Here is a 17,891-nt window from a genome sequence, read left to right on the forward strand (position 1 = left end):
CCTCCCTTATCGACTTGACAGGTTAGCAGTGCTGGGCAACTCTAACCGCTCCAGACCACGAAAGGGGTTAGATGATGACCACGCACCACCGCTACGCCGAGGTCGACGGGTTCCAGCTCTTCTACCGGGAGGCGGGCGCTCCCGACGCGCCCGTGGTCGTGCTGCTGCACGGCTACCCGACGAGCTCGTTCATGTTCCGCGAGCTGATCCCCCGCCTCGCCGACCGGTACCGGGTCATCGCCCCCGACCTGCTCGGGTTCGGGCTCTCCGACGCCCCCGCGGTCGAGGAGTTCGACTACTCCTTCGCCGCACTCGCGGACCTCACCGGCCGCCTGCTGGACCGTCTCGGCGTGACCCGGTTCGCGGTCTACGTCCAGGACTACGGCGCCCCCGTCGGCTGGCGCCTGCTGCTGGAGCGCCCGGACGCCGTCACGGCCGTCGTCAGCCAGAACGGCAACGGCCACGAGGCGGGATTCGTCGAGGAGTTCTGGGCGCCGATCTGGGCGCACGGCGAACTCCGGACGCGCGAGACGGAGGAGGCGCTCCGCCCGGCGCTGGGCGTCGACGCGATCCGCTGGCAGTACACCCACGGGGTTCCCGACCCGAGCGTGGTGAGCCCGGACACCTGGCACCACGACGCGGCCGCGCTGGCCCGTCCCGGCAACGACCGGGTGCAGTTGGCGTTGTTCGCCGACTACGCGAGCAACGTCCCCCTCTACCGACACGTCCAGGAACTCCTGCGCGCCCGGGGGATCCCGCTGCTGGCCGTGTGGGGGCGCGACGACGAGATCTTCGGGCCGGCCGGGGCCACGGCGCTGGCCGAGGCGGTCGGCGGAGAGGTCCGACTCGTCGACGGCGGGCACTTCCTGCTCGAGAGCGCCCTCGACGAGGTCACCGACCACGTGCGGGAGTTCCTCGCCCGCGTCACGGGGTGACGGGTTCCACCACCAGCACGCTCTGCTTCCCCGCGATCCGGGTCAGCACGATCGTCGCGGTGCGCGAGCCCTTGAGCGCCAACTGCCTGCGGAACTGGTCCGGGTCGACGGCCGTCCCGCGCTTCTTCACGGTCAGGGTTCCGACGTCGAGTTCGCGCAGCCGGGCGCGCAGGGGCTTCAGCCCGAACGGCATGACCTCCAGCACCCGGAACGCCCGGGTGAACGGCGAGGTCCGGGACGAGTCCGTGCTCACGTAGGCGATCGTCTCGTCGACCAGTCGCCCGTCCAGGTCGGCCGCGACCTTCGCCACCAGCCCCGAACGGATCACCGCCCCGTCGGGTTCGTGCAGGAACTCACCGACCGGCCCGACCGGGGCCACCGGGAGGTCGACGTCGTCGATCTCGTGGGCGGTGGCACCCCGCACGACGCGGGCGCTGCGCACGAGACCCGGCCGGGCCAGCGGTCCGCACCACAGCGCGCACTCGACGACCTCCCCGTCCACCGACGTCCACTGCGCCTCGGCGCCGGCCGGGACCAGCTCGTGCGGCAGACCGGGGGCGAGCTTCGCACCGGTCGCCGGGACCCGGGCGGCCGTGGCGAGGACGAAGGAGAGCGGGGGAGAGGTCGCCTCGGGGTCGAAGAGGCGCCGCCCCCCGGAGGTCCGCCGCGCCGGGTCGAACCAGGCGCCGTCCCCGGGACCGAGCTCGTCGACGACCCCGGCCGTGACGTCCGCGCAGCGGACCTCGCGCCCCAGGTTGTGCGCCGCCACCGCGACCGTCGTGGGGTCGGCGTCGACGGGCAGGACGTCGAGCCCGGCGTCCAGGAACGCCAAGGAGTCCGCGCCGATCCCGCAGCCCAGGTCCGCGACCCGGTGCACCCCGGCGGCGGCGAAGCGGCGGGCGTGCTCGGCCGCCACCACGGCACGGGTGGCCTGCTCGGCGCCGGCCGCCGTGAAGAGCAGCCCGTCCGCTCGGGGCCCGAACTTCGCGGCGGCCTTCGCGCGCAGTCGCGACTGCGTCGTGGCGAGCGCGGCGAGGGCGGGATCGTGCCCCGCGCGGCGCAACCGGGCGGCCAGCGCGACGGGGTCCTCGCCGGCCGTCCCCGCCAGCTCGGCCAGCAGGGCCCGTCCCTGCGGGGAGGTCAGGGCGTCGACGTCGGAAACGTTCACCCGGTCGATGCTGCCAGGAGGGGCACCGGATCTGGCACTCACCCGCCCTGAGTGCTAGCGTCTCGCGCAGCGTCGGTGGCACTCCCCCCTGGAGAGTGCCAACCGGGGCAGCGGCCGTCCGGCACCCGCGACGACGGTCGTCCGCTCCCCGAACCGACCGTCCGTGCCAGTTCGCTGAAGCAGAAGGGGAGGGCCGCACCAGTGTCGGTCTCCATCACTCCGCTCGAGGACCGCATCGTCGTCAAGCCGCTCGACGCGGAGCAGACGACCGCATCCGGTCTCGTCATCCCGGACACCGCCAAGGAGAAGCCCCAGGAGGGCGAAGTCCTGGCTGTCGGTCCGGGCCGCGTCGACGACAACGGCAACCGCGTGCCGATCGACGTCGCCGTCGGCGACAAGGTCATCTACTCCAAGTACGGCGGCACCGAGGTCAAGTACGGCGGCGACGAGCTGCTGATCCTCTCGGCGCGCGACGTGCTCGCCAAGGTCGCCAAGTAAGCGACTGACAGGTCCAGACGCCCCGGGCGCCCGCACTCCGGGTGCCCGGGGCGTCTCCTGTTCCCGCCCCGAAGCTCGCCACTGAACGGAAAGGTCCGCACACATGGCCAAGCAGCTGCTGTTCGACGACACCGCCCGCAAGGCGCTGGAGCGTGGCGTCGACGCGCTCGCCAACGCCGTCAAGGTCACCCTGGGGCCCAAGGGCCGCAACGTCGTGATCGACAAGAAGTGGGGTGCGCCGACGATCACGAACGACGGCGTCACCATCGCCCGCGAGATCGAGCTCGACGACCCCTACGAGAACCTCGGCGCCCAGCTCGCGAAGGAGGTCGCCACCAAGACGAACGACGTCGCCGGTGACGGCACCACCACCGCGACCGTGCTCGCCCAGGCCCTCGTGCACGAAGGTCTGCGCAACGTCGCCGCCGGTGCGGCCCCCTCGGGCCTCAAGCGCGGCATCGACAAGGCCGTCGACGCGGTGAGCGAGAAGCTCCTGTCGATGGCCCGCGAGGTCGACGGCAAGGGTGACATCGCGCACGTCGCGACCATCTCCGCCCAGGACGCGAGCGTCGGCGAGCTGCTGGCCGACGCGTTCGACAAGGTCGGCAAGGACGGCGTCATCACGGTCGAGGAGTCCTCCACGACCGCGCTGGAGCTGGACTTCACCGAGGGCATGCAGTTCGACAAGGGCTACATCTCCCCGTACTTCGTGACCGACGCCGAGCGCCAGGAAGCGATCCTCGAGGACGCCTACGTGCTGGTGCACCAGGGCAAGATCTCCACGGTCCAGGACCTGCTGCCGCTGCTCGAGAAGGTCCTCAAGGCTTCCAAGCCGCTGCTGATCATCGCCGAGGACGTCGACGGCGAAGCGCTGTCGACCCTCGTCGTCAACAAGATCCGCGGCACCTTCAACGCCGTCGCGGTGAAGGCTCCCGGCTTCGGGGACCGCCGCAAGGCGATCCTGCAGGACATCGCCACCCTCACCGGCGCGCAGGTCGTCGCCGAGGAGGTCGGCCTCAAGCTCGACCAGATCGACCTCGACGCGCTGGGCACCGCCCGCCGCATCACCGTCACCAAGGACGACACCACCATCGTCGACGGTGCCGGTACGTCCGAGGACATCTCGGGTCGCGTCGCCCAGATCAAGGCCGAGGTCGAGCGCACCGACTCCGACTGGGACCGCGAGAAGCTCCAGGAGCGTCTGGCCAAGCTCTCCGGTGGTGTCGTCGTCATCAAGGTCGGCGCGCACACCGAGGTCGAGCTCAAGGAGAAGAAGCACCGCATCGAGGACGCCGTCTCCGCGACGCGCGCCGCGATCGAGGAGGGGATCGTCGCCGGCGGCGGTTCCGCTCTCGTCCACGCGGTGTCCGTGCTCGAGGACAACCTCGGTCTCGTCGGTGACGAGGCCACCGGTGTCGCCCTCGTCCGCAAGGCGGCCTCCGAGCCGCTGCGCTGGATCGCCGAGAACGCGGGCCTCGAGGGCTACGTCGTCGTCGAGAAGGTCCGTGCGCTCGAGGCCGGTCACGGCCTCAACGCCCAGACCGGCGAGTACGTCGACCTGCTCGCCACCGGCGTCCTCGACCCGGTCAAGGTCACCCGTTCGGCCCTGCGCAACGCCGCGTCGATCGCGTCGATGGTCCTGACCACCGACACCCTCGTCGTGGACAAGAAGGAAGAGGACCTCGCCGTCAACGGCGGCGGCCACGGTCACGGCCACGGCCACTGACCGATCTCCCTGAACGACGAAGGGCCCGGCTCCCCCTCGGGGGGCCGGGCCCTTTCACGTTCTCCGCACGCCGCACCACACCGCGCACGGGTGGAGCAGGAGTCAGCTGGCGATGCGCAGTCCGCGACGACGTTCGGTCGCGTAGACGGCTTCGCGGTCGTCCTCGGTGAGGCCACCCCACACGCCGTAGGGCTCACGGACCTTCAGGGCGTGCTTACGGCACATCTCCAGGACGGGGCAGCCACCGCACACGGCCTGGGCCGCAGCGTCGCGGTTGCGGCGGGCCGGGCCACGCTCACCCTCGGGGTGGAAGAACAGGTTCGGGTCGGCCTCGCGGCAGGCTCCGTCGAGCTGCCACTCCCAGACGTCGGCGACGGGTCCGGGGAGGCGGGAGATCTCGGCCATGGTGCGCTCCTGGTTCGGGAGGGATCTTGCTGACTGGTCATGAACGTACAACCGCGTCAGAAGTTGTTCAAGCCCCTGGTCGGAACTTGTTCAACCAATCTGCCCGTGCGGGGGCGACCGGGACGTGGCGCGGGGGTGAACAACCTCTGCCCAACACGCTGAACAAGGTGCAGATCCCTGGTGCCTCCGCCACCCGAACGCTCTGAACAAGGCTGGACAACCCTGACCAATGGCGCGAGTGGCGGGCGGCCCCCGACGTTGGGACACTGCAGCCATGTCCCCCGCCGCACCCTCCCAGGGAGCTGCCGTGCCTCCGGCCCCGCGCATGACGTTGACGGTGGCCGCCGTCGCGCGCCGCCTCGGGGTGGCCCCGGCCACGCTGCGGACCTGGGACCGGCGGTACGGCCTCGGCCCCTCCGAGCACACCGCGGGCGCGCACCGCCGCTACTCCTCCTCCGACCTGGCCCGCCTCGTCGTGATGCGCCGGCTGACCCTGGAGGGCGTCGCGCCGTCCGAGGCGGCGCAGCTGGCCGCGACCACCGCCGTCGCCGACGGGGGTTTCGCGCTGGCGAGCGTCTCGACGATCCCGGCGGCGGTCATCGAGGCCGCCGTGACCGACGCGGTGGCCATCGCCGGCCCCGGTTCCGGGCTCGACCCGGCCCGCGAGGTCACCACGGCGGAGGAGGCGCCCGCGCTCTCCGGGCCCGACGAGTCCGAGGACGCCGAGAGCCTGCCCGGGCACCACGGACGACCCACCGACGCCGTGGACTGGGCCGTCAGCAGCCTCGCCGACCGCTTCGCCGAGGAGATCCGCACCCGGGGGGTCGCGCCGGCCTGGGACGCCGTCCTGCGTCCCGCGCTCGCCACCCGCGACGCGGCCATGCACGCGGCCGTCGCCCGGGCGCTGGCCGCGCTGCCCGTCGCGACCGGGGACCGCGCGGTCCTGCTGGCCGCGCTGCACGACCCGGCCGCCCAGGTGGCCCGCGGTCCCGTGCTGCTCGCCGCGGCCGCCGCCCTGGCCGAGGCCGGCTCCGGTGCGCGCAGCGTGGGGGAGGGGGTCCCCGTGCGGATGCTCGCCGCCGCGGTGCGTCGGGTGCGCCCGCCCGCCCTCCTCCTGCACACCGACGCCGAACCCGCCGCCGACGTCGTCGAGGACCTGCTGGCCCTGGCCCGGGTCCGTCCCGCGCCGCTGGTCGTCCTCCTGGGGGACGGGTGGACGCCGGCGCTCAAGGACCGGCTGCGCGGCGCCGAGGTGGCCACGGGGCTCGCCGACGCCGTCGCGAGGTGCGTCGGGGCCTCGACCGCCTGACCAGCGGGTTCACCGGGACCGCCGTGCACCTGAACGCTCAGGTCGGCGCTCCCGCGTGCCGACAACTCTTCCTGTGGGGCACCCGACGTGCTTCACGGCGGGGCCACGGACGGCCGCGCTCCACCCACACAGGGAAGAGGTTTGTGGTGGCAACGGTTCTGGTCTGCGATGACCTTCCGCTGGCGCGCGAGGCCATGCGTCGCATGGTGGCTGCCGTCCCCGGCGTCACTCGGGTCGTGGGTGCGAGCTCGGGCGAAGAAGCGCTCCAGCGCTGGCCCGTCGAACGGCCCTCGCTGGTGATCATGGATGTCCGGATGCCCGGGATCGGCGGTGTCGAAGCAGCGCGCCGGCTGCTCGCCCGTCACCCCGAGGCGAACGTGCTCATGGCCACGATGGCGGAGGACGGTGACGGAGTGGCCCGCGCGGTCGCGGCCGGAGCCCGCGGGTACCTCGTCAAGGACGTCTCGCGCGAGGAGCTCGCCACCGCGGTGCTCCAGGCGCTGCAGGACGTCAGCCGTCGTCGTGGCGGCAACCGCACGCGTGCGGTGCTCACGGGCCGGGCGCCCGTGCTCACCGAGCGGGAGCAGCAGGTGCTCGTCGGCATGAGCCGCGGGCGCAGCAACGCGGAGATCGGGCGCGAGCTCTTCCTCTCCGAGGACACGGTCAAGACCCACGCTCGTCGGCTGTTCCGCAAGCTCGAGGCGGCCGACCGCGCTCAAGCGGTGGCTGTGGGATTCCGCTGGGGTCTCGTACGGTAGGTGGGTGAGCCCCGGGGGCGACGAGTCAGTCGGAGTTGGTGCCGGCGGCCGGCCCGACGCAGACGCCAGCAGGCGTGACGTCGGTGCTGCCGTCGCTCCCGACGTCCCCCGGGTCCAGTTCTCGGGGGACGACGACGCCGTCGCGCACCCCGGGGCCGGTCCCACCGACCTCCGCACCGATCTTCCGGGTGACCTCGGCGACGCCGCCGAGGCCCCTGGCGGGGGCGACGGAACCAGGGCGGCGCAGGGTGTAACACCCTCGCGGCCTGCAGCGATGAACAGTTCGGATGCCGGGGGGCTCCAGGAACTGGCGACGCGCGCGTTGACGGGGGAGCAGGGCGCCGTCGCCGATCTCCTGGCAGCGGTGCGCCGCCTCGTCCACCGTTACTGCCGGGCCAAGCTCGGGCGACTGCCCGGAGCTGATCACGCCGCAGAAGATGCGGCACAGGAGGTCTGCATCGCCGTGTTGACGGCCCTTCCCCGCTACAAGGACACCGGACGTCCCTTCGAGGCGTTCGTGTACCGGATCGCGGCCAACAAGGTTGCGGACGCCCAGCGGGCCTCCTACCGCTCCCCGGTCCCGACCGAGGACGTCCCGGACGGCGTCAGCGCCGAACCGGGTCCCGAGCAACTCGCTCTCGACGCCTTCGACGCCGAGACCGTCGGCAAGCTGCTCGACACCCTGCCGCCCAAGCTGCGCGAGATCATCACGCTGCGCGTGGGGGCCGGGATGTCGGCCGAGGAGACCGGACGTGCGTTGGACATGACCGCCGGCGCCGTGCGCGTCGCCCAGCACCGCGCGATGCAGAAGCTGCGCAAGATCGCCAGCGAGGACCTCACGTTGCGGGTCGCCCCGTGAGCGACGACGACCGCCCGGGCCACGGGCCCGACGACGAGACCACCGCCGGCACCGGCGGGCGGGGACACCTGCGCGACGGTCACCTGCGGGCCGGGCACCTTCGCGGTGTCCGCGGCTCCGCCACGAACGACGTGAACAGCCAGGGAGGGGGGGACGTGGACGACGCCTCCGTCTCCGTGCCCGACCTGCTGGCCACGGACGCCCTGCTGGACCGCCTCGGCAGCCACGACACCACCGACGCCGACCTGCGCGACGCCGTCGCCCGGCTGCTGGACTCCTACGCGCTGCACGCCGATCCCTTGACCGCCGGGGTGCGGCCGGTGCAGGTGCCCGACCTCGCCCTCGAGGTCGAGGGCCTCCCGGCCCCGGTACCCGCCCCGCGGGTGCTGCTCGCCTCCCGTCGCACCCTGCGCCGGATCGGTCACGGCGGTGCCGCCGCGGCCGCCGTCCTCGCCCTGCTCGGCGGTACCGCCGCCGCCGCGGCGACCGGCGCGGGCTCGATCGCGGGCCCGGACGGCCGGACCGGCAGCTCCGCGGCCGCGCAGCTGCCGGGCTGGTTCCCCGACACGGTGTTCCGCGCCTTCGGCGGCACTCCCACGGACCGGGTCAAGCGCGAACTGGCGCAGGCGGACATCGAGGTGCAGGCCGGCCACAGCGCGTCGGCCCTCGCGCGGGTCCAGAACCTGGTCCGGCAGATCGACGCCTCCGACGACATCGACGCCACGCTGGCCGCGACGGTCACTGCGAAGCTCGACGACCTGCAGTCCGACGTCGACGGCACCGCGGTGGGTCCGACGAGCGCACCCACGCCCTCGTCCGTCTCGCCCTCGCCCGCCCCGCCCACGCCGACGCCGGCGGGGACCTCGCTGGCTGACGTCGTGAACGCCGCGTCGCCGACGGCTTCGCCGAGCTCCACGCCCTGGGTCCCGACCCAGACCCCGGTGGCCACCACCGCGCCCACCGGCGCCACCGGGACGGCGACGGGGACCTCGGGCGGCGCTCCCGGGGGCTCCACGTCCTCGCCGGGCCGGGGTTCCGGTTCCTCCTCGTCCTCTTCGTCGTCCTCGAACCCCGTGGTCCCGCCCTACGTCCCACCCGTCGTCACCGAGGTGCCGTCGGGCAGCGTCACCACGCCGCCGACGGTCACGCCGCCCCCGACGCAGAGCCCGAGCGATCCCTCGACGGGCTCGCCGAGCGACCCGGGGACGTCGACGGCCCCCACGGAGACCGCCACCAGCCCGGAGGCACCGCCGTCCACGACGACGGACCCGGTGGTCCCGCCGCCCTCGGACCCGGTGACCGACACCGCCTCGCCCGTGGTGACCGATCCGGTCGAGGTCGTGACCCCGACGCTGCCCGTCGTGGTGGAGCCCTCGCCCAGCGCGGGAGCCGAGCCGAGCCCCGGCGTCGTCGATGCCTCGGGGACGGCGTCCGAGACGGCGTCCGAGACGGCGTCCGGGACGGCGTCCGCCGGGTCGTAGCATCGGGGGGTGAGCGTGCGGTCCGAGGACAACCCTTCCGTCGAATCCCCTGCCGAGCACCACGACCCCTTCGGGTTCGTGGGTCTGACCTACGACGACGTCCTGCTGCTGCCGGGCGAGTCGGACGTCATCCCGTCCGAGGTCGAGACCTCGACCAAGGTGTCCAAGCGCGTCAGCCTGCGGATCCCGCTGCTGAGTTCCGCCATGGACACCGTCACCGAGTCCCGGATGGCCATCGCGATGGCCCGTCAGGGTGGTCTCGGCGTCCTGCACCGCAACCTCTCCGCCGAGGAGCAGGCCGCCCAGGTCGACCTCGTGAAGCGGTCGGAGTCGGGCATGGTCACCCAGCCCGTCACGACCACCCCGGACGCGACCCTCGCCGACGTGGACGCCCTCTGCGGGCGCTACCGCATCTCCGGCGTGCCGGTCGTGGACGCCGACGGCCGGCTCGTCGGCATCGTCACCAACCGCGACCTGCGCTTCGAGAGCGACTTCTCCCGCCCCGTGCACGAGGTCATGACGAAGCCGCCGCTGGTCACCGCGCCCGTCGGCATCTCCACCGACGACGCGATGCAGCTGCTGCGTCAGCACAAGATCGAGAAGCTCCCGATCGTCGACTCCCGCAACCGCCTGACCGGCCTGATCACGGTCAAGGACTACGTGAAGTCGGAGCAGTACCCGCTGGCCACGAAGGACGACGACGGCCGGCTGCGGGTCGCCGCCGCGATCGGCATCTTCGAGGACGCCTGGAAGCGCGCGATGGGCCTCGTCGACGCGGGTGTGGACGTGCTCGTGGTCGACATGGCGCACGGGCACTCCAAGGCCGTGCTCGAGATGATCTCCCGGCTCAAGAACGACAGTGCCGCCGCGCACGTCGACGTCGTCGGCGGCAACGTCGCGACCCGCACGGCCGCGCAGGCGCTCGTGGACGCCGGGGTCGACGGCATCAAGGTCGGTGTCGGCCCCGGGTCGATCTGCACCACCCGCGTCGTCGCCGGGGTCGGTGTGCCGCAGGTGACCGCGATCTACGAGGCCTCGCGCGCCGCGAAGCCCGCCGGGGTCCCGGTCATCGGCGACGGTGGTCTGCAGTACTCCGGCGACATCGCCAAGGCCCTCGTCGCCGGTGCCGACACCGTGATGCTCGGCTCGCTGCTCGCGGGGTGCGACGAGAGCCCGGGCGACCTGGTGTTCATCAACGGCAAGCAGTTCAAGAGCTACCGCGGCATGGGCTCCCTCGGGGCCCAGCAGACTCGGCAGGGTGGACGTTCCTTCTCCAAGGACCGCTACTTCCAGAACGACGTCGCCTCTGACAGCCTCTTCGTCCCCGAGGGCGTCGAGGGCCAGGTCCCCTACCGCGGCCCGCTCTCGGCCGTGGCGCACCAGCTCGTCGGCGGGCTGCGCCAGTCGATGTTCTACGCCGGTGCGCGCACCGTCCCGGAGCTCCAGCAGGTCGGGACCTTCGTCCGGATCACCCCGGCCGGGTTGAAGGAGTCGCACCCGCACGACATCCAGATGACCGTCGAGGCACCGAACTACGGCGGTCGCTGACCCGCCCGACCGGCAGGGGCCCCGCGGCACGGATCGTCGCGGGGTCTCCAGCGGGTAGCCTTGCCGCGTGTCTGAGATCGAGATCGGCCGCGGTAAGCGGGGGCGTCGCGCCTACAGCTTCGACGACATCGCCGTCGTCCCCAGCCGCCGTACCCGCGACCCCGAAGACGTCTCCACGACGTGGCAGATCGACGCGTACCACTTCGACATCCCCGTGATGAGCGCGCCGATGGACTCCGTGGCCTCGCCCGCGACGGCCGTCGCCCTCGGCAAGCTCGGGGGCCTCGGCGTCCTCGACCTCGAGGGCCTCTGGACCCGCTACGAGGACCCGGAACCGCTGCTCGCCGAGATCGCCGCCCTCGACCCCGCCGTCGCGACCCCGCGCATGCAGGAGATCTACGCGGAACCGGTGAAGCCGGAACTCATCACCAGCCGGCTCGCCGAGGTCCGCGCCTCCGGGGTCACCGTCGCCGGTGCGCTCTCCCCGCAGCGGACGCAGGAGTTCTGGAAGGTCGTCGTCGACGCCGGGGTCGACCTCTTCGTCATCCGCGGCACGACGGTCTCGGCCGAGCACGTCTCGGGCAGCAGCGAACCGCTGAACCTCAAGCGCTTCATCTACGAGCTCGACGTCCCCGTCGTCGTCGGCGGCGCCGCCGGGTACACCGCGGCGCTGCACCTCATGCGCACCGGTGCGGCCGGGGTCCTCGTCGGCTTCGGTGGGGGAGCGGCCCACACCACGCGCAAGGCGCTGGGCATCCACGCGCCGATGGCCTCGGCCGTCGCCGACGTCGCCGCCGCCCGCCGCGACTACATGGACGAGTCCGGTGGCCGCTACGTCCACGTCATCGCCGACGGCGGCGTCGGGACCTCCGGCGACATCGTCAAGGCCATCGCCTGCGGTGCGGACGCCGTCATGCTCGGCGCGTCGCTGGCCCGGGCCACCGAGGCTCCCGGCCGCGGCTGGCACTGGGGCCCCGAGGCCCACCACGCGGTGCTGCCCCGCGGTGAGCGCGTCCACGTCGGCACCTCCGCGCCCCTGGCCGAGATCCTCAACGGCCCGGGTCGCGTCGCCGACGGCACGACGAACCTCATGGGTGCGCTGCGCCGCTCGATGGCCACGACCGGGTACTCCGACCTCAAGGAGTTCCAGCGCATCGAGGTCGTCGTCTCGCCCTACCAGCCTGCCTGAACCGACCTCCTGACCGAACGGAACCCACTGTGCCGCAGCAGGACACCGCCCCCTGGACGCCCGACGCCATCGGCCGGCAGGAGGGGCGGACGGTCCTGGTCACCGGCGCGAACAGCGGGCTCGGTCTGCAGGTCGCGACGGAGTTCGCCCGCCGAGGCGCCGACGTCCTGCTGGCGTGCCGCAACGCCGAACGCGGTCGGGCGGCGCTCGCGCAGCTGACCGCCGAGGTCCGCGACTCCGGCGTGGAGCCGACCGTCGAGGTCATCCCGCTCGACGTCGCCGACCTCGCCAGCGTCCGCCGGGCCGCCAGCGACGTCCTGCACCGCCGATCCAGCATCGACGTCCTGGTCAACAACGCCGGGGTCATGGCGCCGCCGTTCGGGCGGACGGTGGACGGTTTCGAGACCCAGGTGGGCACGAACCACCTGGGGCACTTCGCCTTCACCGGCCTGCTGCTGCCCGCGCTGCTCGCGGGCGGCGGGGCCCGGGTCGTCTCCGTCGCGAGCGTCGCGCACAAGTTCGGCCGGCTGAACCGGAAGAACTTCCAGAGCGAACGCAGCTACCAGAAGTGGTTCGCCTACGGGCAGTCCAAGCTCTCGAACCTGCTGTTCGGGTTCGAGCTGCAGCGCCGGGCGCTCGCCGTCGACGCCGGCATCGTCTCGGTGGCCGCGCACCCGGGGTTGTCCGACACCAGCCTGTGGAAGAACACCCCGCTGGGCGGCAACCGGTTCGGCGAGGCGCTGGGCTCGGTCTTCGGCCGGGCGATCGGGCAGCCGCCGGCGCAGGGGGCGTGGCCGTTGCTGCGCGCCGCGACCGACCCCGACGTCCTCGGCGGCGAGTACTTCGGCCCGGACGGGCGCAACGAGTGGCGCGGTTTCCCCGTGCTGGTGGCGGCGAGCGCCGCGGCCTACGACACCGCGGACGCCGCCTGGTTGTGGGCCCGGTCGGTGGAGTGGACCGGCGTCGACTACGCCGAGCTCACCGCCTGACGCGACCTCCCACTTCTCCGCGGAAACAACACTTCCCGCCCTCGAATGCGCTCTGAGAGGGCGGAAAGTGTTGTTTCCGCCGGTCAGCGGCGGGTCGGGGCGAGCGGGGCCAGCACGAGCAGCAGCACGGCGGCCGCGGCGACGACGGTGAACCCCCACGCGGGGCCGAACCCCTCGGCGAGCGCGCCGCCCAGCGCTGCGCCGGTGGCGATGCCGAGCACCACCCCGGAACTGAGCAGGGCCATGAGGAACGCCCCGCGTTCGGCGTCGACGAGCGTGGCGGCGATGGTGTTGACCGTGACCAGCGTCGGCCCGACGAAGACGCCCATCACGAGGACGGCGAGGGACAGCGCGCCGAGCGAGTCCGCGGCCAGGGCCATGAGGCCCGCCCCGAGCAGCAGTCCTGCCCCACAGACGGCCCAGCGTGCGCGCAGGCCGAAGGTCCTGGGCAGCAGGACGAGGCAGACCGTCGTCGCCGTCGACCCGATCGCGGAGAGGGCGTAGACCAGCGAGCCGGTCGAGGGGGAGCCGACCGCCTCCGCGGCGGCCGTGACCCCGGTCTGGGTCGCGCCGAAGACGGCGCCCATCGCGAGCATCGCGAGCACCGGGACGAGCACGACGCCGGGGACCCGCGCGGGTCGGGGACGTCCTGCGCGGCGCACGGGGGCGGTGATCCGGTGGCTGCGGTGGCAGGCGAAGGCCGACACGAAGACGGCGCTCAGCCCGGCGGTGGCGAGCAGGGCGGCCGTCGGGCTGATCAGCACCCCGATGATCCCGACGAGGGCCGGACCGAGGATGAACGCCGCCTCGTCGACGGTGCCCTCGAAGGCGAACGCGGTGGAGCGCTCGTCGCCGTCGGCCGTCATCCGCAGCCAGCGGGCGCGGGAGAAACCGCTGACGGAGGGCAGGGTGAGACCGACGCCGGCCGCGGCCAGGGGCGTCCAGGGGCCGCCGGAGGCCAGGGCGGCGAACAGGCCGCCGAGCGCGAGGAGGTGCAGGGCGACGACGCTCAGCAACACGGCCCGCTGCCCGCGCCGGTCGGCGAGCGCGCCGACGACGGGCACGCCGAGGGCTTCACCGAGGGCGGAGCAGGCGCTGGCGATGCCGCCGACGGCGACGGAGCCGCTGGTGGAGGTGACCAGCGCGAGGATCGCGAGGGGGGCCATCGCGACGGGGAGTCGTCCGAGGGCGGTGGTGGCCAGGTAGGTGCGACCGGCGATCTCGGGCAGTCGCGAGTAGCGCGAGCGCAGGGAGACGGGTGGGCTCGTCACAGGGCAGGCTCCAGTGGTGCGGGTGCGCCTCCCCACCTCTGACGCACCGGAGCCCTGAGAGTGAACGTCCCGATCGTAACGCGGCGGGGTCAGGCCTCGCCGTGCCAGGAACGCCACAGGTCGGCGTAGGGACCGCCGGCGTCGACCAGTTCGTGGTGGGTGCCGAGCTCGGTGATCCGGCCGCCCTCGACCACCGCGATCCGGTCGGCGTCGTGGGCGGTGTGCAGGCGGTGGGCGATGGCGACGGTCGTCCGGCCCTCGAGCACCGCGGCGAGGGAGCGCTCGAGGTGGCGGGCGGCGTTGGGGTCGAGCAACGACGTCGCCTCGTCGAGGACGAGGGTGTGCGGGTCGGCCAGCACCAACCGGGCGAGGGCGACCTGCTGGGCCTGCGCGGCCGACAACGTGAGGCCGTTCTCGCCGACGGGGGTGTCGAGCCCCTCGGGCAGGGCCTCGACCCAGCCGAGGGCGTCGACCGCCGCGAGCGCCTCGCGGACGACGGCGTCGGAGGACCCCGGGGCGGCGAGGGCGGTGTTGTCGCGCAGGGTCGCGGCGAACACGTGCCGTTCCTGGGTGACCAGGGCGATCCGCGAGCGCAGTTCGTCCAGCGGCAAGCCGGTGACCTCCGCGCCGCCGACCTGCACCGAACCGTGGGTGGGCGGGTTGATCCCGGCCAGCAGGCGGCCCAGCGTGGACTTCCCGGCGCCGGTGGGCCCGACGATGGCGAGCCGTTCGCCCGGTTCCAGCGCCAGCGAGACTCCGTGCAGCACAGGGCGTCCGGGGCTGTACTCGAACCCGACCGCGTCCGCGGCGATCTCGTCGTGGACGGGGCGGTCGGAGCTCTCGACCCGGTCGGCGTCGACGGCGCTGAGCCCGACGACCCGGGCGAAGGAGGCCTGCCCGACCTGCAGCTCGTCCCACCAGGCCAGCAGTTCGTTGACGGGGCCGACGAGCTGGCGCAGGTAGAGCACGACGGTGGTGACCTGACCGACGCTCTGCAGGTCGTGCCGGACGAGGAAGCCGCCCCAGAGCAGCGCGACGACGACGGGCAGCAGGTAGGACATCTCGATGCTCGGGAACCACACGGTGCGCAGCGACAGGGTGTAGCGCTCGCGCCGCACGGTGGCGCCGATGACGTCGTCGACGAGGTGCACGCGGTGGTCGGCGAGGTTCAGCGCCTCGACGGTGCGGACGTTCTCGACGTTCTCGCCGAGCGTGGTGGAGATCCGGCCCCACTCGGCCCGTTCGGCGGCGTAGCCCTGCGGGGCGCGCTTGAGGTACCAGCGGGTGGCGAACCACAACCCGGGGATGCCGGCGACGATCGCCAGGGCCACCAGCGGTCCGGAGAACACGGCGGCGATCACGGTGAGCACCGACGTCACCGACGCGACGAGGATCGCCGGGGCGCCGTAGCGGACGGTGTAGCTCAACGCGTCGACGTCGTTGGTGGTGCGCGACACCAGGTCCCCGGTGCCGGCCTGTTCCACCACGGACAGCGGCAGCGCCGTGGCGCGGGTCAGGAACTCCTCGCGCAGCTGCGCGAAGACCCCTTCGGCCAGGACGAGCGAGCGCTTCCGGGCCAGCCGCGCGAGCACGGCCTGCACGACGACGGCACCCACGAGGACCGCCACGGCGGTGTCGATCGTGGAGGTGACGTCGGCCAGCGGCGTCCGCGCGCCCAGGGCGGTGACGACGTCGTCGACGAGGCGGCCCAGCAGGAACGGCCCGGCCAGGCCGGCCAGCGCGGCGAGGGCGTGCAGGCCGAGCATCCGCAGGCCCGGCCCGCGGTGCTGGGTCATCAGGCGCTTCACGTCGCGCAGCACCTGCGCGCGATCGGCGACGGGCAGCGTCGTCGGCTCGGTGGTCGGTTCGCTCATGCCATTCCCTCCACGTCGGACGTCGCGCCCCGCGGCACGGGGACACCCGCGTCGCGGGTGACGAAACGCCGGTACCGGGCGTCGCGGTCGAGCAGTTCGGCGTGCGTCCCGCGGGCGACGACGTGGCCGTCGCGCACCCAGCAGACGCTGTCGACCTGCGGCAGGACGAGCGGGCTGGCCGTCGCGACGACGGTCGTCCGTCCGGCGCGGGCGGTGCGCAACCGGCCGGCGATCCGGGCCTCGGTGTGCGCGTCGACGGCACTGGTGGGTTCCACCAGGACCAGGGCCTCCGGTTCGCGCAGCAGCACCCGGGCCAGGGCGAGGCGCTGGCGCTGTCCCCCGGACAGCGAGCGGCCGCGTTCGGTGACGGTTCCGGCGAGGCCGCCGTCGACGAGGTCGAGGATCTCGACGGCGTCGGCGATCCGCAGGGCGTCGAGCACCTCGGTGTCGGCGTGGACGTCCTCGGGGTCGACCTGCTCGCGGATCGTCCCGCTGAAGAGCTGCGCGTCGTCCTCGGCCAGCAGCACGCGCCGGCGGACGTCGGTGACGGGCATGTCGAGCAGGGCCGTCCCGCCGAAGGTGGCACGGGTGTCGTCGTCGAAGCGGGTGAGGCGGCGGGCCAGGACCGCGGCGTCCTCCGGCGGGTCGCAGACGACGGCGGTGAGGTGACCGGCGTCGGCGACGACCCCGGACTCGGGATCGGCGAGGTCCCCGCCGGGGCTGACGGCGTGCCCGGTGTCGTGCACCGCGGGCGGGACCTCGAGCAGCGTGATGAGGCGCCGGGCCGCGACGAGCGCGCGAGCGTACTTGTCCGCGGCCTCCACCAGCATCCGCAGCGGTGAGGTGAGGAACGCGGCGTAGCCGTAGAGGGCGACGAGGTCCCCGGGGGTGATCTCGCCCCGGACGGTGGCCCGCGCCCCGGCCCACACGAGCGCGGCGACGAGGAGGCCGGGCACGAGGATCTGCAGCGCCTCCAGCGCCGACTCCCAGGTCGCGACGCGCACGCCCGCCGCGCGGACCTGCTGGCTCTTGGCCCGGTAGCGGCCGAGGAAGACCTCCTCGCCACCGATCCCGCGCAGGATCCGCAGACCCCGCACGGTGTCGGTGCCGATCGACGTCAGTTCACCGGACAGCTTGCGGTGCAGTCGTTGCCGGTCCTGCAGCGGCCGCAGGAGGAGGAGCAGGAACGCCATGATGACGGGCACCCCGACGAGGACGACGAGGCCGAGGGGCACCGAGGTGCGCAGCACCAGGACGGCGACGACGGCGACGGCCGCGAGCGAGGCGACGGCGCGCTGGGTGACGTCGAAGGCGTCGGCGAGGCGGGGCCCGTCGGAGGCGATGGAGGCGAGCACCTCGCCCTGGGGGAGCTTCTCCGTGACGGCCGTCCCCGCGTGCGCGGTGTGCCGCCCGACCTGCTGCAGCGTGCGGAAGCAGGCGGTCAGCCAGTTCGTCACGCCGTAGCGGTGGCGCACGATCGCGGCCGTCGCGGTGACGACGGCGAGGCCCAGGACGACCAGCGCCCACCGGGTGAGCGCGGTGGGGTCACCGGCGACCACGCCCTCGTCGATCGCCTTGCCGATGGCGGCGGGGAGGACGGCCTGGGAGAGGAGCCACACGGTCCCGACGCCCGAGCCGATCACCATCGGAGCCCACTGCAGCGCCGCGGTGTGCAGCAGGAAGCGCAGGGGGGAGGTGACGTCGGGGGTTCCGGGATCGCTCAGCGGGAGGGAGCGCACGAGCAACGACGGTAATCGCATTCCCGCACCCGTGCCCACACGTTAAACCGGCGTCCACGATCGCGGGGGAGGAGCGGGGTCCCGCACGCGGCTACCCTTGGGTCGTGACGCCGGATGCGCCCGAGAGCCAGCCCCAGGACCA

The 17,891-nt window shown here is 73.4% G+C and carries 16 protein-coding genes; 10 read left to right on the forward strand and 6 right to left on the reverse strand.

All coding sequences use genetic code 11. From position 1 onward, the window contains the following. Positions 1–71: 71 nt before the first annotated feature. A complete protein-coding gene (locus OG218_RS18490; RefSeq protein WP_380158383.1) occupies positions 72–935 on the forward strand; it encodes an alpha/beta fold hydrolase in 864 nt (287 codons plus the stop codon). Here the strand turns inward: OG218_RS18490 and OG218_RS18495 are convergent. Beyond that, positions 925–2,103 carry a class I SAM-dependent methyltransferase gene (locus OG218_RS18495; protein WP_328294687.1) on the reverse strand — a complete coding sequence of 393 codons (1,179 nt, stop codon included), beginning with the start codon at positions 2,101–2,103 and terminating at the stop codon, positions 925–927. The two genes, OG218_RS18490 and OG218_RS18495, sit on opposite strands and share 11 nt — an antisense overlap. A gap of 201 nt (positions 2,104–2,304) precedes the next feature. On the opposite strand from OG218_RS18495, the gene groES reads away from it, so the two are divergent. Beyond that, entirely contained in the window at positions 2,305–2,601 is a 297-nt protein-coding gene (gene groES / locus OG218_RS18500) for a co-chaperone GroES (RefSeq protein WP_328294688.1), read from the forward strand. Between the two features lie 103 nt (positions 2,602–2,704). Then, positions 2,705–4,327 carry a chaperonin GroEL gene (gene groL / locus OG218_RS18505; RefSeq protein ID WP_328294689.1) on the forward strand — a complete coding sequence of 541 codons (1,623 nt, stop codon included), beginning with the start codon at positions 2,705–2,707 and terminating at the stop codon, positions 4,325–4,327. 102 nt (positions 4,328–4,429) lie between these two features. On the opposite strand, the gene OG218_RS18510 is transcribed toward groL, so the two are convergent. Then, positions 4,430–4,732: a WhiB family transcriptional regulator gene (locus tag OG218_RS18510; protein ID WP_328294690.1), complete on the reverse strand. Its 303-nt coding sequence runs from the start codon at positions 4,730–4,732 to the stop codon at positions 4,430–4,432. A 325-nt stretch (positions 4,733–5,057) separates the two neighbouring features. Here OG218_RS18510 and OG218_RS18515 point away from each other — a divergent pair, with 325 nt between their 5' ends. Further along, positions 5,058–6,041 (forward strand): MerR family transcriptional regulator, encoded by a 984-nt coding sequence (locus OG218_RS18515; protein WP_442906526.1) that lies wholly within the window; start codon positions 5,058–5,060, stop codon positions 6,039–6,041. Positions 6,042–6,187: 146 nt separating this feature from the next. Next, on the forward strand, positions 6,188–6,799 hold the full coding sequence (locus OG218_RS18520) for a response regulator transcription factor (protein ID WP_179750673.1): 612 nt from the start codon (positions 6,188–6,190) through the stop codon (positions 6,797–6,799). 25 nt (positions 6,800–6,824) lie between these two features. Here the strand turns inward: OG218_RS18520 and OG218_RS18525 are convergent, their stop codons facing one another. Next, on the reverse strand, positions 6,825–6,947 hold the full coding sequence (locus OG218_RS18525) for a hypothetical protein (protein WP_328294692.1): 123 nt from the start codon (positions 6,945–6,947) through the stop codon (positions 6,825–6,827). Positions 6,948–7,073: 126 nt separating this feature from the next. Here OG218_RS18525 and shbA point away from each other — a divergent pair, with 126 nt between their 5' ends. From shbA to OG218_RS18550, 5 genes are all read left to right on the forward strand, one after another. Beyond that, positions 7,074–7,658, forward strand: a complete 585-nt coding sequence (gene shbA, locus OG218_RS18530) for an RNA polymerase sigma factor ShbA (protein ID WP_328294693.1) — start codon at positions 7,074–7,076, stop codon at positions 7,656–7,658. Next, positions 7,655–9,139 (forward strand): hypothetical protein, encoded by a 1,485-nt coding sequence (locus tag OG218_RS18535; RefSeq protein WP_328294694.1) that lies wholly within the window; start codon positions 7,655–7,657, stop codon positions 9,137–9,139. The genes shbA and OG218_RS18535 overlap by 4 nt, the downstream gene beginning before the upstream one ends. Before the next feature lie 78 nt (positions 9,140–9,217). Continuing rightward, positions 9,218–10,687 (forward strand): IMP dehydrogenase, encoded by a 1,470-nt coding sequence (gene guaB / locus OG218_RS18540; RefSeq protein ID WP_328296264.1) that lies wholly within the window; start codon positions 9,218–9,220, stop codon positions 10,685–10,687. Positions 10,688–10,754: 67 nt separating this feature from the next. Continuing rightward, positions 10,755–11,876, forward strand: coding sequence for a GuaB3 family IMP dehydrogenase-related protein (locus OG218_RS18545; protein ID WP_328294695.1), 1,122 nt, complete (start codon positions 10,755–10,757; stop codon positions 11,874–11,876). A 29-nt stretch (positions 11,877–11,905) separates the two neighbouring features. Continuing rightward, positions 11,906–12,865: an oxidoreductase gene (locus OG218_RS18550; protein ID WP_328294696.1), complete on the forward strand. Its 960-nt coding sequence runs from the start codon at positions 11,906–11,908 to the stop codon at positions 12,863–12,865. A gap of 83 nt (positions 12,866–12,948) precedes the next feature. Here OG218_RS18550 and OG218_RS18555 read toward each other — a convergent pair whose 3' ends face one another. The 3 genes from OG218_RS18555 to OG218_RS18565 form a co-directional block, all read right to left on the reverse strand. Beyond that, positions 12,949–14,136 (reverse strand): MFS transporter, encoded by a 1,188-nt coding sequence (locus OG218_RS18555; protein WP_328294697.1) that lies wholly within the window; start codon positions 14,134–14,136, stop codon positions 12,949–12,951. A gap of 89 nt (positions 14,137–14,225) precedes the next feature. Continuing rightward, positions 14,226–16,010: an ABC transporter ATP-binding protein gene (locus OG218_RS18560; RefSeq protein WP_328294698.1), complete on the reverse strand. Its 1,785-nt coding sequence runs from the start codon at positions 16,008–16,010 to the stop codon at positions 14,226–14,228. After that, on the reverse strand, positions 16,007–17,749 hold the full coding sequence (locus OG218_RS18565) for an ABC transporter ATP-binding protein (protein WP_328294699.1): 1,743 nt from the start codon (positions 17,747–17,749) through the stop codon (positions 16,007–16,009). Before OG218_RS18565 ends, OG218_RS18560 begins: the two co-directional genes overlap by 4 nt. Positions 17,750–17,891: the final 142 nt, after the last annotated feature.

This window comes from Kineococcus sp. NBC_00420 (assembly GCF_036021035.1).
In the GTDB taxonomy this organism is placed as follows: Bacteria; Actinomycetota; Actinomycetes; order Actinomycetales; family Kineococcaceae; genus Kineococcus.